This window comes from Nonlabens tegetincola (assembly GCF_002954355.1).
Classification (GTDB): domain Bacteria; phylum Bacteroidota; class Bacteroidia; order Flavobacteriales; family Flavobacteriaceae; genus Nonlabens; species Nonlabens tegetincola.
On record NZ_MQVV01000014.1, the window covers coordinates 460,530 to 475,692 of the forward strand.

Below are 15,163 nucleotides of genomic sequence, written 5' to 3' on the forward strand. Positions count from 1 at the left end.
TTTTACACCTATAATTTAAATAAACAATATGGGAAGAGCATTTGAATTTCGCAAGGCACGTAAAATGAAACGTTGGAGTGCTATGTCCAAAGCCTTTACAAAAATAGGAAAGGACATTGTAATAGCAGTTAAAGAAGGTGGACCTGATCCTGATAGTAATTCTAGATTAAGAGCGGTAATTCAAAATGCAAAATCGGTGAACATGCCTAAGGCAAACATCGAACGAGCAATTAAAAAAGCAACTGACAAGAATACAGCAAACTTTGATACGGTCTTATTTGAAGGATATGCACCGCATGGTATTGCTGTTCTAGTAGAAACATCTACAGACAATAATAATAGAACGGTTGCCAATGTGCGAAGTTATTTCAATAAATGTAATGGAAGTTTAGGCGTATCAGGAAGTGTCGAGTTTATGTTTGATCACAAATGTCATTTTAGAATTGCTGCTGCCGATTATGACCTAGAAGAATTGGAACTAGAGCTTATCGATTTTGGCGCCGAAGAGCTGTTCAAAGATGAAGCCGATGAAGAAGATGAAAACTCTCAAGATGGAATCATGATTTATGCAGAGTTTGCAAATTATGGTGCTATACAGAAAGCTCTAGAAGAAATGGGTGCAGAGATACTTAGCTCTGACTTTGAATACATCCCAACTGTTCAAAAAGATCTTACAGAAGAACAAAGGGAAGATGTAGACAAGTTACTAGAAAAGTTAGAAGAGGACGATGATGTGAACAATGTGTATCACACCATGAAAGAAGAGTAGTTAGTCGACAATTAAAGTTTCTTAGAAAACTTTTTTATGTCAGACTTTTTATTTTGTAACTTTCAATCTCTAATTTAAAAATGAATTTAAAATGGTAAAGCAAAAATATCAGAGCGTTCTAGATTTAGGTGAAAAACTAAATATCGAGAACGGCGACGTACAAGTGAACGGCGACAAATTAGAAGTAAGAGGTACTGCAAAAACTCAGTATGAAAAAAACTTACTTTGGGATGAGATTAAAAAGGTAGGAGGAGAATCACCAGCTGATATAATGGCTGATATTAAAGTTGCAGATGAGTCTGTATATGCTTATCACACAGTAGAAAGTGGTGAGTCTTTAAGTAAGATTGCAAAACACTATTACGGTGACCCAATGAAATACCACCAAATTTTTGCTGCAAATGATGATGTTCTTAAAAATCCAGACGTGATTCATCCAGGTCAAGAATTGAAAATTCCTAATCTATAATTGTATTAGATAGAATATAAATATTAAAACCGCTCTTTAAGAGCGGTTTTTTGTTATCAATCCTTCTTGAATTTTCATTTGAGTGAAACTCTCTAATTCTTCCATAAAAGAAAAGAAATGAGATTTTAAAAGATCATAATGTTCCTCAAGTTCAATAGGAGCAAAGTTCATTTTACTTTTTCCTTTTGTGCGTTTGTTCATTTGATAGAATATACTGGAAATACCATCTATTGTTGCGTACTGTAACAGCCAGTTGTGCTCCATCATAATAGGTAAAAATCGTTGAACTTTCGGTGGTAGCACTGGATAATATTCCTTAAGATCTCGATAAAACTCTAGACTAAACTGCTCTAAAGGTGTAGTGTGAAATTCTTCCCAATTTGCCGCTAAAAAATGATCATAATATAAGTCAACAATTACACTGCTCCAAAGACCATATTGTTCTCTAATAAGTGATTTACTTTCCTTAACTATTGGGTGTGTATCGGTATACGTATCTATATGTCTATGTAGAATAATTCCAGCAGCAACCTCCTTTGGAAACATTTTGAAGTTTTTACCGCGCACGGAATCTGCTATAAAATTCCCTATTCTAAGCTCAGTATTTTCGCCTGATAAATAAATATGTGCGAGATAATTCATGTTCAATTTTTGAAAGCGTATAGACTAGCTTTACTTTTGCAGTAAATGTAAGGCTTTAATATGACGTTAATAAAATCAATATCAGGAATCAGAGGAACAATCGGTGGTAAACCCGAAGATAATTTAACACCACTAGATGCGGTAAAATTTGCTAGCGCCTATGCTATGTGGTTAAAGGATTATTCAGGAATTGATGCTCCTACAGTTGTCATTGGAAGAGATGCTAGATTAAGCGGTTCAATGATACAGGCCTTGGTGCAAAATACAATTATAGGTTGTGGTTGTAATGTTATAGATTTAGATTTAAGTACAACTCCTACGGTAGAAATTGCCGTACCACATTTTAATGCAAATGGTGGGATTATTCTAACAGCAAGTCACAACCCAAAACAATGGAATGCTCTTAAACTACTTAATAGCAAAGGAGAGTTCCTAGATGGTATTGAAGGGCAAAAAATATTGGATATTGCTGCTGCCGATGATTTTGAATACGCACAAGTTGACGACCTAGGTACGGTAACACGCGTAGATAATTTCATTGATGTTCATGTAAAGGAAGTGATTAACATGCCAATAACTAAGGTTGATGCTATCGCTTCTAAAAAGTTTAAAGTAGTAGTAGATGCCGTAAACTCTACTGGCGGTATTGCAGTTCCTGCCTTATTAAAGAAATTAGGAGTTGAGGTAATAGAAATGTACTGTGAACCTACAGGGCATTTCCCTCACAATCCAGAACCTCTTAAAGAACATTTGACAGAATTATGTGCTGCAGTAGTAGAACATAATGCAGACTTTGGTATCACCGTGGATCCAGATGTTGACCGATTAGCATTTGTAGATGAAAAAGGAGAAATGTTTGGTGAAGAATACACGCTTGTGGCATGTGCAGATTACATCCTAAGTGAGAAAAAGGGAGATACTGTTTCTAATCTTTCAAGTTCAAGAGCACTAAGAGATATAACTCAAAAACATGGTGGCACGTATCATGCAGCAGCAGTAGGTGAAGTAAATGTGGTAACCAAAATGAAAGAGGTTAACGCGGTAATAGGTGGTGAAGGAAATGGTGGAATTATTTATCCAGAATCTCATTACGGCCGTGATGCATTGGTAGGTATTGCTATGTTTTTATCCTTGTTATCAGGTAAAGAAAGCACTGTAAGTGAATTAAAAGCATCTTATCCAGCTTATTTTATGGCAAAAAAGAAAGTTGAACTGACTAAAGGAATGCCAGTAGATGCGATTTTACAAGAAATTCAAAACAACTATCAAAACGAAAACATTACCTCTATTGATGGTGTAAAAATTGATTTTCCAGAAAATTGGGTACATATGAGAAAGTCAAACACTGAGCCTATTATACGTATTTATACAGAAGCACAATCACAAGAAGTTGCTGATAAGTTAGCCGATAGATTTATCTCTGAATTGAAGGAGATAGCTCAACGTCACGTTTAACATCTTGAAGGGATGTCTTCCATCTTTTATGCGACCAGAGGTAATACTCTGGTTGCATTTTTATTTGATCTTCTAGTAAAGAGAAAAACTTATCCGTTACCAACCACTCTGGTTCTTTAGAGGCGTCGTCCGTAATTTTATGAAATGTTGTTTCATAATAACCTCTTTTAATTTTTTTAATTGCAAGGAAAAAGACAGGAAGACCATGCTCGGCAGCAATGCGTTCTCCACCTCTGAAAACAGCGCTAGGCTTGTTGAAGAAATTGGTAAAGTATTGAGATCTTGCTCGTTTTGGAGCTTGGTCTGCTACCAGCGCAAATAAACAACGCTCGTTATCTGCCTTTTCAGACATTACTCGAGTAGCATGTCTCATTGGAACCATGGTAGACCCAAATTTCTTTCTAATATCTGTAATCAGTTGATTAAATTTTTTATTCTTAATAGGTTTATAAATAGCATACACATTAAAATGTAAAACCTCGTCCAGTACCATGGACCATTCATAGCTACCTGCATGACCAAATAAAGCTACAATTGATTTGTCCGCTTTCGCGAAAGCGTTAACCATCTCAGCATTTGTACAAGTAAATCTTTTATGCATCTCTTCCTTACTTATATGTAAGGATTTCATCATCTCAATAAAAATATCACAAAAGTGTCGAGTACTTGCTTTAGCGATTCTGGTAACTTCTTTTTCATCAAAATGAGGAAAGGCCGTTCGTATGTTACTCTTTGTAACCTCTTTGCGATATCCTATAATGTAGTAAAGTATAAAATAAATGAAATCACTTAATCTATAAACCAGCCAAAATGGTAAGACAGATACCAATCTAATTAATGCATAAGCTATATAGAATAAGAGGTTTTGCATGTGCGTTATTTTTTAGCAAATATACTATCTTGTCCGTTCTCAAGATTTAATGAATTCTATGGATTTAGTCACTTTATTTGTTATTGGCGTTACATCATTAGTCAGCTTTAAGGCTTTTAATGATCGGTATTTCTTTGATCGCTTTAAATTTAATATTGCTGGAATAGAGCGTGGTGAACAATGGAGGTTTTTTACAAGTGGTGTTTTACATGCAGATTTGCAACATTTGTTTTTTAATATGTTTACCCTTTTCTTTTTTGCCGATGAAGTTGTAGGTTCTTTTAATAGCGTGAAATTTTTAATTATCTATTTGGCTAGTATGTTAGGTGGTAGTTTTTTAAGCTATATCATTAATAGAAATAATTATGCCTATAGTGCTGTAGGGGCAAGCGGCGCAGTTTCTGGAATTATATACAGTGCTATATTGTTGGATCCGTCAATGCGTATTTATTTTGGTATTCCAGGATGGATATTTGGAATAGGATACATGATTTATAGTATCATTGGAATGCAGCGCAAGGCCGATAACATTGGACACGATGCGCACATCGGTGGTGCCATTACAGGTTATCTTATTACTCTTCTATACGATTATAATATTATCCTCGATCGACCTTTTGTGGTAGGAGCGATGCTGTTACCCATTGTTGCCGTAATAATTCTTATAAAAATGAATAAGGTTTAAGAGCCCAATAGCTCTTCTAGTTTATTGTGCAACTGTTGGCCGCGTAAATCTTTGGCCACTATAACACCATTTTCATCCAATAAGAAAGCTGCAGGAATAGCATTAACATTGTATTGTCTAGCAATAGGACCAAAGTATTGAAGTCTACTTATATGATCCCACGTTAGATTATCTTTTTCAATGGCTTGTTTCCATTGTTCTTCAGCTCCTGGTTTATCTAAAGAAACTCCTAGTATACCAAAACCTTTGTCCTTATATTTTTGATAAGCATTTACAATATTAGGATTTTCTCTACGACATGGTCCACACCAACTTGCCCAAAAATCGATAAGTGTAACCTTATTTTTTGCAATTACTTCTTCAAGTTTTATGACCTTACCGTCAGGATTCTTCCCTTCAAAGTTAGGTGCTTTTCTTCCAATTCCTACAGACTCTATTTTACGTAAATAATCATCAATCCTAATTGAAAGTTCTTCACGTTGAACATCTGCACTGAACTTATTGAATTCTTGTCTTGCATCAATAGGATCGATTAATTTTGAACTCATTAAGTCACCTAAAATTATAGGACCTAATAGAGTGTTTTTATTTTCTGAAATATATTTTTTAGCTTCAGAAACATAGAGTTTTTCTTCTTCCTTCCATTGTTGCATTAACGTGTTTAATTCTTCTAATTGACCAGATCTTTGAAAATTAGAACGCTGCTGACTAAAGGTTTTTGACTCTGCTCGGTATTCATCCTGTATTGCTTTATAGGTATTAAACTGATCATTAAGTTTACTTCCCTTAACAGTACTACTAAATATAGAGTCTTTATTCACTTTAACTTCTACCGGATTATTATCATGTAAATAAACAATACTTCCATTTGAACCATCTACATTTAAAAAACGAATTTCCGGTTTTTCCACTTCGTCAACGGGATCAAAATGAAACGTTTCATTTATTACGACTGCTGTATCTATAAACTGTTGCTTTCCATTTTCACCTACTTTACCGTAATACACTCTCATACCATTTAACACACCTGGAGCATTTCCATTTATCATATGTTTATCGGTAGTTTCTTTATTACAACTTACCAATATGGTTACAATCATTAAACTGTATAAAAACTTCATCTTTTTATTTTAAGTGGCACAATATACAGAGCAAAGTTAAAACATGGGTTAAACTTATCTAAAACATCATCCTATTCTCACAAGTAAGATTAGCAAAAAAGTTAACTTTGCAATAATGAAAGAGGAAAAGGAATTTTTTCAAATAAAACTTAATTTTAAGTCTTTGCTTGATACTTATGTAGAAAAACTGGAGTTAGAAAGTTCTAATTTCAAAAGGCTGTATTTGTCCTCATTAATTCAATTTGTTGAGAAAAATGAAGCCCTTTATACTGAGGTACCTATTGATAAGATCGCTCATTATGAATCTGATATAGATACTGTTCTTACAGATCTTTTTCCTACCGCATTGACTTTAAATGAAATTAAAGCGGCAACCGTACCTTTTTCGGATCAGATTTTCAATTTGACTACAAGATTTAAAAATATTATCAGTGAAGCTGGTGATGATTTTAAATTTGATGTAATGGAATCATTTTCCCAGGATAAATACCGAATGGCATGCGGTGCGATCCTTAAAATTTTCTACGGAAGATTTGTAAATTTTTCCAAACCCTTACAAGTAAGTATTAAAAATGCATCGGGAGCACTTAGAACTTATCGCATTACTTATAATGCCGATTTTGTTAGGATTAGTCTCAATGATGAGAAATACAGGTTGAGTGAAACACAAATAGCTCAATTATTAAGAGAACATGATAACATGGAACTGTGGAAAGAATATTTTCCACCGCAAGCATATTCTTTTGAAGGTTTTGGAATCATTTCTCTTACCGATGTTACCATAGATAATGCAATTTCAGAATTAAAAACCATTTTCCTTAATGGTAAATCAATGGGTGATACCCAAAATGATAAAGTAGAATCAATTTTTCGAACTATGTTTGGAATTGAGGATTTAAGAGCTGGGTTTACAAGCTTTAATCACTACGATAAATCATTTGAAACATTAATGTACGGTGATGTAGTAAGTTATTTATTGGGTCAAAGTCATGAGAAAAACTGTGAAAATGCCTTATGTAGAGGAGCTTATAAAAATTTAATCAACGATTTCACTCCACTAGTCATTTCTGATGTTGAAGAGTACTTGAACACAGTTCAAAATACTTTCCTTGCAGAAAACCTTATGAATAATGGCATTAAAAGTGCCACCTTTTATCCTGTTCATGAAAACGATCGCTTACTAGGTATTTTAGAATTAGTTAGTGGTAAAGAATACGAACTCAATAACTTCAATGTAAGCTTGTTAGATGCCGTAGCTCCTTATCTTAAGGCGGTTTTATTAAACTCTGAACGTGAATACGAAAATAGTATTAATGCCATAATTCAAACAGAATGTACATCCATTCACGATAGTGTAAAATGGAAATTTGAAAATGAAGCCAGGCGTATTCTTAAATCACGTAGCGATGGTGGATCTGCACAATTTGAAGATCTAAAGTTTGAAGACGTTTATCCTTTATACGGTCAAATTGACATTGTTGGTAGTAGTGACACGCGTAACAAAATGATCAAGGATGATCTTTTGAGTCAACTTGAAGAGGTTGAAGATATTTTCGCTTTCGCGAAAGCGCAGCAACCATTACCACTTTATGAACAGCTTGAATACCGAGTACACAAATACGTGAAAGAGCTAAGAAAAAAAGAGCTAGATGCTAATACAGAAAGAAAGATCATAAAATTTCTAGCAGAAGAAATTCATCCTGTATTTAATCACTTCAAACAAATAAATCAAGAGATAAAACAACAGATTGAAACTTATGAAAGTTTCTTGGATCCTAACGAAAATGTAAAACATAGTCGTAGAATTGATTATGATAAATCAGTTCAAATTATGAATGATGCAGTAGCTGGTGTTTTGGATAAAAGACAAGTAGAAGCACAACGTATCTATCCTCATTTCTTTGAACGTTTTAAGACTGATGGAGTAGAACATAACATTTACGTAGGTAACAGCATTACCACTGAAAATGACTTCAATCCAGTATATCTTTATAATTTAAGGCTATGGCAACTACAAGTTCTTGTGGAACTTGAAAACAAATTTTACGAGCTTCAAAAGGAATTACCTGTAAAAATAGAAGCAGCTTCCATGATACTGGCATTTGAGAATACCCTTACTATACGCTACCGAATTGATGAGAAAAGATTTGATGTTGATGGTTCATACAACGCTCGTTATGAAGTTGTGAAAAAAAGAATAGACAAGGCTTTAATCAAAGGAACTAATGAGCGTATTACACAACGTGGTAAAATAGCTATTGTTTACGCAAGTAAGGATATGGAAAGAGAGTATTTACGCTACATAGATTTCCTTAAACACAACAACCTTATTGAAGATAAAGTTGAAAAGCTAGAACTTGAAGATGTTCAAGGAGTTGCAGGATTAAAGGCATTACGGGTAAGTGTACTCTATAACTTTTCAGACAGTCAGACTACACTTACCTATAACGATCTTATTAAGGAATTGCAGTTCTAATTTGTTGAAAATCGGTTGTATAAAAGGCAATTACAAATGATATTACGCTCACGATAATTCCAACCATGAAGATGGTATAGGTCCATCTTAATAAGGTATACTTTCTATTAAGAACGACACCTAGTAGCCATAAATCTTTAAGCAAGCTTTCATAGACCTCTTCCTTGTTATCTAAAAGCCCCATTAACGCCTCTCTATATTTTTTAAAAGGGACCTTATGAAAATTACCAAAAAATAATAAGTTCACTTCTCTATTACGGACTTGTTCGTCAGTAAACTCACCTGATGTGACATTAGGTCGCGTACTCATAATAGATAGTATAATACTCGCGACAGAGAATAGTATCAATATTAATGTAGGAAACAACAAGTGTCTATTTGTTGGGGCGTCTAGCTTTGGAATTATATTAGCCAGTGCAAGAGATATAATAATGGCATTGACTGATAATAGAATATTGGCTTTAGTATCTGCTATATCAGATAATTTGATATGATTACGTAACGTCGTTCTAAAAAGGGTTTGGATAGCTCTTTCTGGAGATTGATTTTTTAAATCCACCTTAAGCTGCTCCTTTTTAATTTTATTTTTACTCTTCTTTTTCTTTTTAAGCAGCCTAAGCAGGTTTTCATTCTTTGATTTATTCCAATTTTTAATAGCGTAATCACTATAATATCTATGAAACTGTGTAAAAAACTTAATGTTTTCTGCTCGCCACTCTTTATTTGTATATAATTGACCTCTTAATTCTAACTCCTTTTTTAATAACTCGCTCGTTTCCTTATAATAATCCTTGGCAAAATGCGAGCTGTCGGCATCTAGAATGATTTCCTCTAATTTATTTTGAGGTAATCTATCGCACTTTGTGACCTTTATAAGTGTTACAATTTGTTCAATAATAGCCTGATCGACGTTATGTTGTTTCAGGTAAGCCTCTGCCATTTCAGCACCAACTTCCTCGTGATTTTCATCACTTTGAGTATAACCTATATCATGAAGTAACGCTGCTAAAGTAAGTATCTGGGCTTCTTTAACATCTATTTCGGAATTGTCAATGATTTCCTTTATACTTTTAACTACGCGTTTGGTATGGGTATAGTTGTGATACACATATCTTTCGTCTAGGTTTTTCTTGAATAAATTCAATACGTAATCGTCAGTAATTTTAATCAGGTCATCCATAAAAAGTGTTTGCATAAAAATAGTAGTAATATTCACTGCATGAAAAAAAATAACATATTCTTAGGTCTTATAGCTTTAATACTCGCCTCATGTGCTAGTTTCAAAGCTCAATATAAGGAAGAAAATCAATCAGTTTTTCCTAACAATGAATCCATAGATAAAAGTTTTTATTTAATAGGTGATGTAGGACTATCTCCTATGAACGGTAAAAGTGATGGTTTATTAGCCTTGGAGTCTTATTTAAAAGATCAATCTATTTCAAAAGATGATCATTTAGTTTTTCTAGGTGATAACATTTATCCTACGGGAATGCCTAAAAAGGATGATGAATTTAGACCTTATGCCGAAAATCATTTGAATGCTCAAATAGAGGTAGCAAAACAATTCGGCGGTCAGGTATTGTTTATTCCAGGTAATCATGATTACTATAATGAGGGACTTGATAATGTTGAACGAGAGAAAGAGTATATCGTTGAGGCCATGGGTGATAAAGAAGTATGGCAGCCCAAAGTAGGTTGTCCTATAGAACTTAGAGAAATAGAAGACGACGTTCTCATGCTTATCATCGATAGTCAATGGTATCTCGCAAAATGGGATAATTTACCTACTATCAATGATGACTGTGATCAAATTAAAACAAGAGAACAATTTTTTCTAGAAATAGAGAGCGAACTAAAAAAAGCTCAAGACAAAACAATTATAGTTACGTTACATCACCCGTTATATACTAACGGTATACATGGTGGTCAATATGCAGCAATCAAGCACTTATATCCATCTCAAAACAATATTCCGGTACCGGTTCTAGGATCTTTAACATCACTTATAAGAACAAGTGGTGGAGTAAGTGCACAAGACAGACAAAACAAAAGGTATCAACAAATGGCCGACCGTATTGCAACACTTATACGTGCAAGTGCGGCAAATCGTGTAATTGTAGCAAGTGGTCATGAACACACTTTACAGTATATTGAAAATGATGGCGTACGACAGATTGTTTCAGGCTCTGGAAGTAAACAAGGATATGCCGCACTCAGTAACGATGGTTTGTTTTCTTATGGAGGTAAAGGTTTTGCTAGACTAGATGTAATGAAAGACGGTAGTTCCTACGTTAGGTTTTACAGTTTTGAAAATGGTACTTACAATCTGTTATACACCAAACAGGCAATTGAACCACAGGAAGATTTTGATTTAAAATCATTACCTGAAGATTATCCCGCTTTCGCGAAAGCGAGCATCTACACCAAAGAACAGGTTGATAAATCAGGATTACATGAATCTATATGGGGTAATAAGTACCGCGATCTTTATGGAACAGAATTGAATGTTCAAGTAGCTATGTTAGATACTTTAATGGGTGGACTTACAGTAGAACGAGGTGGTGGTGGCCATCAAACAAGATCATTGCGTTTAGTAGCAAAAGATGGTAGAGAATACAACTTGCGAGCATTGAAAAAAAGCGCTGTTCAATTTTTACAAACCACTGTATTCAAAGAAGATAATATAGCGAGTAGTTTTGAAGATACAGGAGCAGAAGATCTTATTTTTGACTTCTACACAGCTGCACATCCCTATGCTTTTTTGACGGTTCCTACACTCGCTAGTGCCATTGACGTGTACCACACAAATCCGGTGCTTTACTACGTACCAAAACAACCGGCACTAGGCAACTACAATAAGGAATACGGTGATGAATTATACATGCTCGTTGAACGACCAGAGGAAAATCATAAAGATTTAGAATCATTTGGTAAGCCGGATGATATAGAAAGCACTGCCGATGTCTTTGAGCGATTAAGGAGAGATGAGAAATATAAAATTGATGAAGAATCCTATGTAAGAGCCAGATTATTTGATATGCTTATAGGCGATTGGGATCGTCATGCAGATCAATGGAGATGGTCTGAATTTGAATTGGAAGATGGAACTCATTTGTTTAAACCAATCCCTAGAGATAGAGATCAAGTATATTCCAATTTTGACGGTGCATTGTTTGCCACATTAAGAGCTATGATAGGAATTACTAATCAATTTGCTACTTATGATGAAGATATTAATAACCTAAAATGGTTTAATACAGCTGCCACCTATCTAGATCGTAATTTATCTCAAAATTCTGGGAAGGAAGTATGGCTAGACCAAGCGGTATTCATCCAGCAAAACCTGACTGACGAAGTCATTAATGAGGCATTTGATAAGTTACCACAAGAAATAAAAGCTGCTGAGAGTACAGAAGTCATCAAGAAGAATATGCGAACTAGACGTGATAAAATGGTCAAAATAGCTACAAAATACTACGATATTATCTCTGATCTAGCTATTCTTACCGGTACTGATAAGGATGATTTTATAGACATTGAAGTGATAGACAAAAACTCTACAAGGGTTTCCATATACAGAAATAAGGATGGACAACGAGCAGATGTTGTGGCCCAACGTACCTTTTATAAAAATGAAACTGATGAAGTATGGGTTTATGCGCTCGATGATGATGATGTAATCACTTCAACTGGATCAACAAAATCAAGAATTAAAATTCGAGTAATCGGTGGTCAAAATAATGATATTTATAAAATGGATAATGGTAAAAATGTATCTATCTATGATCACAAGTCTAAACCAAATAGCATCGAGAAGAAAGGGAATGCTAGATTAAGATTGACAGATTCATATGATGTTAATTTATATGATCCAAAGAAACAAATAAGTACAGCAGGAGCTTTTACGCCAGGTATTGGATTTAATCCTGATGACGGTTTTAGAATAGGTATTCAAACAAGTTATATCGTCAAAGGATTTAATAGAAACCCAAATACTCGGGAGCATAGATTTAAAGCCGGTTACTATTTTGCTACACAAGGATATGATATTAATTACAACGGTGTTTTTGCTGGAGTTTTTAATCACGGTAATTTAATCGTTAAGGGAAGATTTGCAGGTCCAACATTTGCTGAAAACTTTTTTGGATTTGGTAACGAAACCGTAAATCTTGATGATGAGTTGGATTTTGATTACAACCGTGTGCGATTAAGTGAAATTTCTGGAGGAATTGGTTACAGTTACGTAGGTGAATACGGTTCTAATTTATCTGCGACTTTTGAAGCACAAGGATTTCAAGTAGAAAGAGATGAAGAACGATTTTTAGCACAATCAGGCTTTGATAATCAAGAAGATTTCTATGAGCGCAATTGGTATGCCGATTTAAGTGCAAGATATAATTATGAAAGTTATGATGTTAAATTAAACCCTACACGAGGTATGATCTTTGACCTCGTGGCAGGTGTTAATACTGAATTTGATGATTTAGAAGGTTCTTTTGGGTACGTAAAACCAAAATTAGGATTTCATAATGCTATTAGTCGTGACAGAAAGTGGGTTTTAAAAACTCTTTTACAAGGTCAGGTCAATATTGGTGATGATTTTGAGTTTTTTCAAAGTGCTCAATTGGGTCAAAACACAGGTTTAAGAGGTTACCGTTTACAGAGATTTTCAGGAGAAAGCGCCATGGCTTTCAGTGGTGATGTAAGGTATAGTTTCAATGAATTTAATTCAGGTTTTGTTCCTCTACAAATTGGAGTATTTGTAGGTGGTGATGTAGGTAGAGTATGGTTAGATGGTGAGGATAGTTCAAGATGGCACAATGATTATGGTGGTGGATTCTATGTTAACAGTGCCGAGGCAATAGGAGCAACCTTTAATTTATTTCATGGTGCTGATGGATTTAGATTCAGTTTTCAGGTTGGATTTAGCTTCTAACTTATATTTTTATCACTTGATATAGATAATCTTTACATGATAAACAAAAGTACCAGCATTTCACTTATTGCAATAGGTAGTTTACTAGTGCTAATAGGTCTTTTATTTTACGCTTTTAACATTGCAGGATCTATCGGTATGTTTGTGTTGGGTGGAATATCCGAGGTTTTAGGGATTGTATTTTTAGCCTTACACTATAAGTCAAAACGATAAATATTACCATCGCTGTGTTTGTTCTCTTCGTCTGCTATAAATAGTTCGGAGTCATTAATAAAACTAATTGCTTCCTTTTGTGAGAAGTGATCCAATTTATATTCGGTCACCTGGTACTCCTTAAAATCCCTATCATAATCTGTTAGTATGATTACCTTATCGTAGGTTAGTAAAGCTATTTTGGTTTTAAATACATCAGCAGCCGTTACTTGACAATCATCTTTATCATTGCAAATTTCAATTTCTGTTAGTTTTTTTGCTTTTTGTGGTATAGTTGATATCGGGAATGTATATACCGAAGTTTTTCCATTAAAGTCTTTAGATCGATTACGGGTAAAGATGTAAAAATTGTTATTTAATACAATTAACGATTCAGCATCAAAAAGTCTCTCTTTCTTTTTTGGAGGAAACTCATCTTGATCTTCGTAGTAAAAAGGATGTGAAACAGCATTCAATTCAACTTTACCAGATAGTTGTTCTATATTTTTAATAGAAGCCTCATAAATGACTAGATCCTTTCTTTTATTATAATTATTACCGGTATCGGCAATATATATATTAGTGGTACTTCCATTTTTTACAACAGCCATATCTTCCCAATCTACATTATTCCATTGATTACTATGTAACTCTGCAACAACACCTTTATTGATATCGCACAAGTAGATTATTGATTTTCCACCGCTATCGTTTAATGCCAAATACATAGTATTGGAAATAAATTCCATTCCACTACATTCATCTATAACATCGGGCAAGTTTGCAACAACTTGAAGCTTATCATTTTTTAGGCAACTTGTAGAAATAAAAAAGGATAATAGAAGAAGGAAATATGCTTTCATGGGTGATTTTAATTAATTAAAAAAAGAAACCGAGCTAGACAGTTAGTCCAGCTCGGTAGTTTTATAATTTCAAAAGTATTAGATAGATTTATGAGTATCGCTTGTATTCATAACCCATGCATCTAACATCCAACTTTCTTTTTCTAGTTCTCTAATGTAAGCTCCTATTAAATCAATAGTACCTTCATCACCAGCAGCATCGGCTACTTCAACAACCTTTCTCATTTGAGTAATCAATTTTCCATGATCGGATAACAGTTGTTTAACCATTTCAACATCTGTATGTTCAGATTTTGATTCTTCAATCGAAGATAACTCTAAATATTCTGATAGGTTAGAGGTAGGTTGATATCTCAAAGTTAAGATACGTTCTGCTATCTCGTCTACTTTGATTTTAGCCTCATCGTACATCTGTTCAAACTTTTCGTGAAGATCGAAAAAGTTATGTCCAACTACATTCCAATGAAAATTACGTAGTTTTTGGTAGTATAAGTGGTAATCTGCCAGTAACACGTTTAATTCTGTAACGGTTGTTGCTGTTTTTTGTTTATCTAAATTTAAATAACTCATATTTGTATTTGTTGTTTGGTTTTTTGTTGAATTTGATTCGGTATGTGTAGTAGTAACAGGCTCTTTTAAATCAAATTGCTCTGGTCTACTACGATCTCCAAAATCACTTAAATA

The 15,163-nt window shown here is 34.2% G+C and carries 12 protein-coding genes; 6 read left to right on the forward strand and 6 right to left on the reverse strand.

What is annotated here, in order from left to right; genetic code table 11:
* The first annotated feature begins 28 nt into the window (after positions 1-28).
* Both BST93_RS08970 and BST93_RS08975 read left to right on the forward strand, forming a co-directional pair.
* Positions 29-769: a YebC/PmpR family DNA-binding transcriptional regulator gene (locus tag BST93_RS08970; protein ID WP_060522580.1), complete on the forward strand. Its 741-nt coding sequence runs from the start codon at positions 29-31 to the stop codon at positions 767-769.
* A gap of 91 nt (positions 770-860) precedes the next feature.
* Positions 861-1,238, forward strand: coding sequence for a LysM peptidoglycan-binding domain-containing protein (locus BST93_RS08975; protein WP_105018891.1), 378 nt, complete (start codon positions 861-863; stop codon positions 1,236-1,238).
* 36 nt (positions 1,239-1,274) lie between these two features.
* On the opposite strand, the gene BST93_RS08980 is transcribed toward BST93_RS08975, so the two are convergent.
* Positions 1,275-1,880: an acyl carrier protein phosphodiesterase gene (locus tag BST93_RS08980; protein WP_105018892.1), complete on the reverse strand. Its 606-nt coding sequence runs from the start codon at positions 1,878-1,880 to the stop codon at positions 1,275-1,277.
* Positions 1,881-1,940: 60 nt separating this feature from the next.
* On the opposite strand from BST93_RS08980, the gene glmM reads away from it, so the two are divergent.
* The gene (gene glmM, locus BST93_RS08985; protein ID WP_105018893.1) at positions 1,941-3,335 is read left to right on the forward strand and encodes a phosphoglucosamine mutase; all 1,395 of its coding nucleotides are present in this window, start codon (positions 1,941-1,943) and stop codon (positions 3,333-3,335) included.
* Here the strand turns inward: glmM and BST93_RS08990 are convergent.
* Positions 3,295-4,206, reverse strand: coding sequence for a lysophospholipid acyltransferase family protein (locus BST93_RS08990; protein WP_105018894.1), 912 nt, complete (start codon positions 4,204-4,206; stop codon positions 3,295-3,297). The two genes, glmM and BST93_RS08990, sit on opposite strands and share 41 nt — an antisense overlap.
* Before the next feature lie 58 nt (positions 4,207-4,264).
* On the opposite strand from BST93_RS08990, the gene BST93_RS08995 reads away from it, so the two are divergent.
* Positions 4,265-4,891, forward strand: a complete 627-nt coding sequence (locus BST93_RS08995; protein ID WP_308736867.1) for a rhomboid family intramembrane serine protease — start codon at positions 4,265-4,267, stop codon at positions 4,889-4,891.
* Here the strand turns inward: BST93_RS08995 and BST93_RS09000 are convergent.
* Positions 4,888-6,012, reverse strand: a complete 1,125-nt coding sequence (locus BST93_RS09000) for a TlpA disulfide reductase family protein (RefSeq protein ID WP_105018896.1) — start codon at positions 6,010-6,012, stop codon at positions 4,888-4,890. The two genes, BST93_RS08995 and BST93_RS09000, sit on opposite strands and share 4 nt — an antisense overlap.
* Positions 6,013-6,127: 115 nt before the next feature.
* On the opposite strand from BST93_RS09000, the gene BST93_RS09005 reads away from it, so the two are divergent.
* On the forward strand, positions 6,128-8,488 hold the full coding sequence (locus BST93_RS09005) for a GAF domain-containing protein (RefSeq protein WP_219843745.1): 2,361 nt from the start codon (positions 6,128-6,130) through the stop codon (positions 8,486-8,488).
* On the opposite strand, the gene BST93_RS09010 is transcribed toward BST93_RS09005, so the two are convergent.
* Positions 8,469-9,668 (reverse strand): Pycsar system effector family protein, encoded by a 1,200-nt coding sequence (locus BST93_RS09010; protein ID WP_042278761.1) that lies wholly within the window; start codon positions 9,666-9,668, stop codon positions 8,469-8,471. The genes BST93_RS09005 and BST93_RS09010 overlap by 20 nt on opposite strands.
* Before the next feature lie 39 nt (positions 9,669-9,707).
* Between BST93_RS09010 and BST93_RS09015 the strand changes: the two genes are divergently transcribed.
* Complete coding sequence (locus tag BST93_RS09015) at positions 9,708-13,424, forward strand: metallophosphoesterase (protein WP_105018898.1); 3,717 nt, start codon at positions 9,708-9,710, stop codon at positions 13,422-13,424.
* Between the two features lie 194 nt (positions 13,425-13,618).
* On the opposite strand, the gene BST93_RS09020 is transcribed toward BST93_RS09015, so the two are convergent.
* On the reverse strand, positions 13,619-14,479 hold the full coding sequence (locus BST93_RS09020; protein WP_105018899.1) for a hypothetical protein: 861 nt from the start codon (positions 14,477-14,479) through the stop codon (positions 13,619-13,621).
* A gap of 78 nt (positions 14,480-14,557) precedes the next feature.
* Positions 14,558-15,049, reverse strand: a complete 492-nt coding sequence (locus BST93_RS09025) for a Dps family protein (protein ID WP_042278762.1) — start codon at positions 15,047-15,049, stop codon at positions 14,558-14,560.
* Between the last annotated feature and the right edge of the window lie 114 nt (positions 15,050-15,163).

Bases quoted from the DNA above. Each gene is read 5' to 3' on its own strand.
- BST93_RS09000 (WP_105018896.1), bottom strand. From the start codon at position 6,012: ATGAAGTTTTTATACAGTTTAATGATTGTAACCATATTGGTAAGTTGT.
- BST93_RS09020 (WP_105018899.1), bottom strand. From the start codon at position 14,479: ATGAAAGCATATTTCCTTCTTCTATTATCCTTTTTTATTTCTACAAGT.
- BST93_RS09025 (WP_042278762.1), bottom strand. From the start codon at position 15,049: ATGAGTTATTTAAATTTAGATAAACAAAAAACAGCAACAACCGTTACA.
- BST93_RS08995 (WP_308736867.1), top strand. From the start codon at position 4,265: ATGGATTTAGTCACTTTATTTGTTATTGGCGTTACATCATTAGTCAGC.
- BST93_RS08990 (WP_105018894.1), bottom strand. From the start codon at position 4,206: ATGCAAAACCTCTTATTCTATATAGCTTATGCATTAATTAGATTGGTA.
- BST93_RS08970 (WP_060522580.1), top strand. From the start codon at position 29: ATGGGAAGAGCATTTGAATTTCGCAAGGCACGTAAAATGAAACGTTGG.
- BST93_RS09015 (WP_105018898.1), top strand. From the start codon at position 9,708: ATGAAAAAAAATAACATATTCTTAGGTCTTATAGCTTTAATACTCGCC.
- BST93_RS08980 (WP_105018892.1), bottom strand. From the start codon at position 1,880: ATGAATTATCTCGCACATATTTATTTATCAGGCGAAAATACTGAGCTT.
- BST93_RS09010 (WP_042278761.1), bottom strand. From the start codon at position 9,668: ATGGATGACCTGATTAAAATTACTGACGATTACGTATTGAATTTATTC.
- glmM (WP_105018893.1), top strand. From the start codon at position 1,941: ATGACGTTAATAAAATCAATATCAGGAATCAGAGGAACAATCGGTGGT.
- BST93_RS09005 (WP_219843745.1), top strand. From the start codon at position 6,128: ATGAAAGAGGAAAAGGAATTTTTTCAAATAAAACTTAATTTTAAGTCT.
- BST93_RS08975 (WP_105018891.1), top strand. From the start codon at position 861: ATGGTAAAGCAAAAATATCAGAGCGTTCTAGATTTAGGTGAAAAACTA.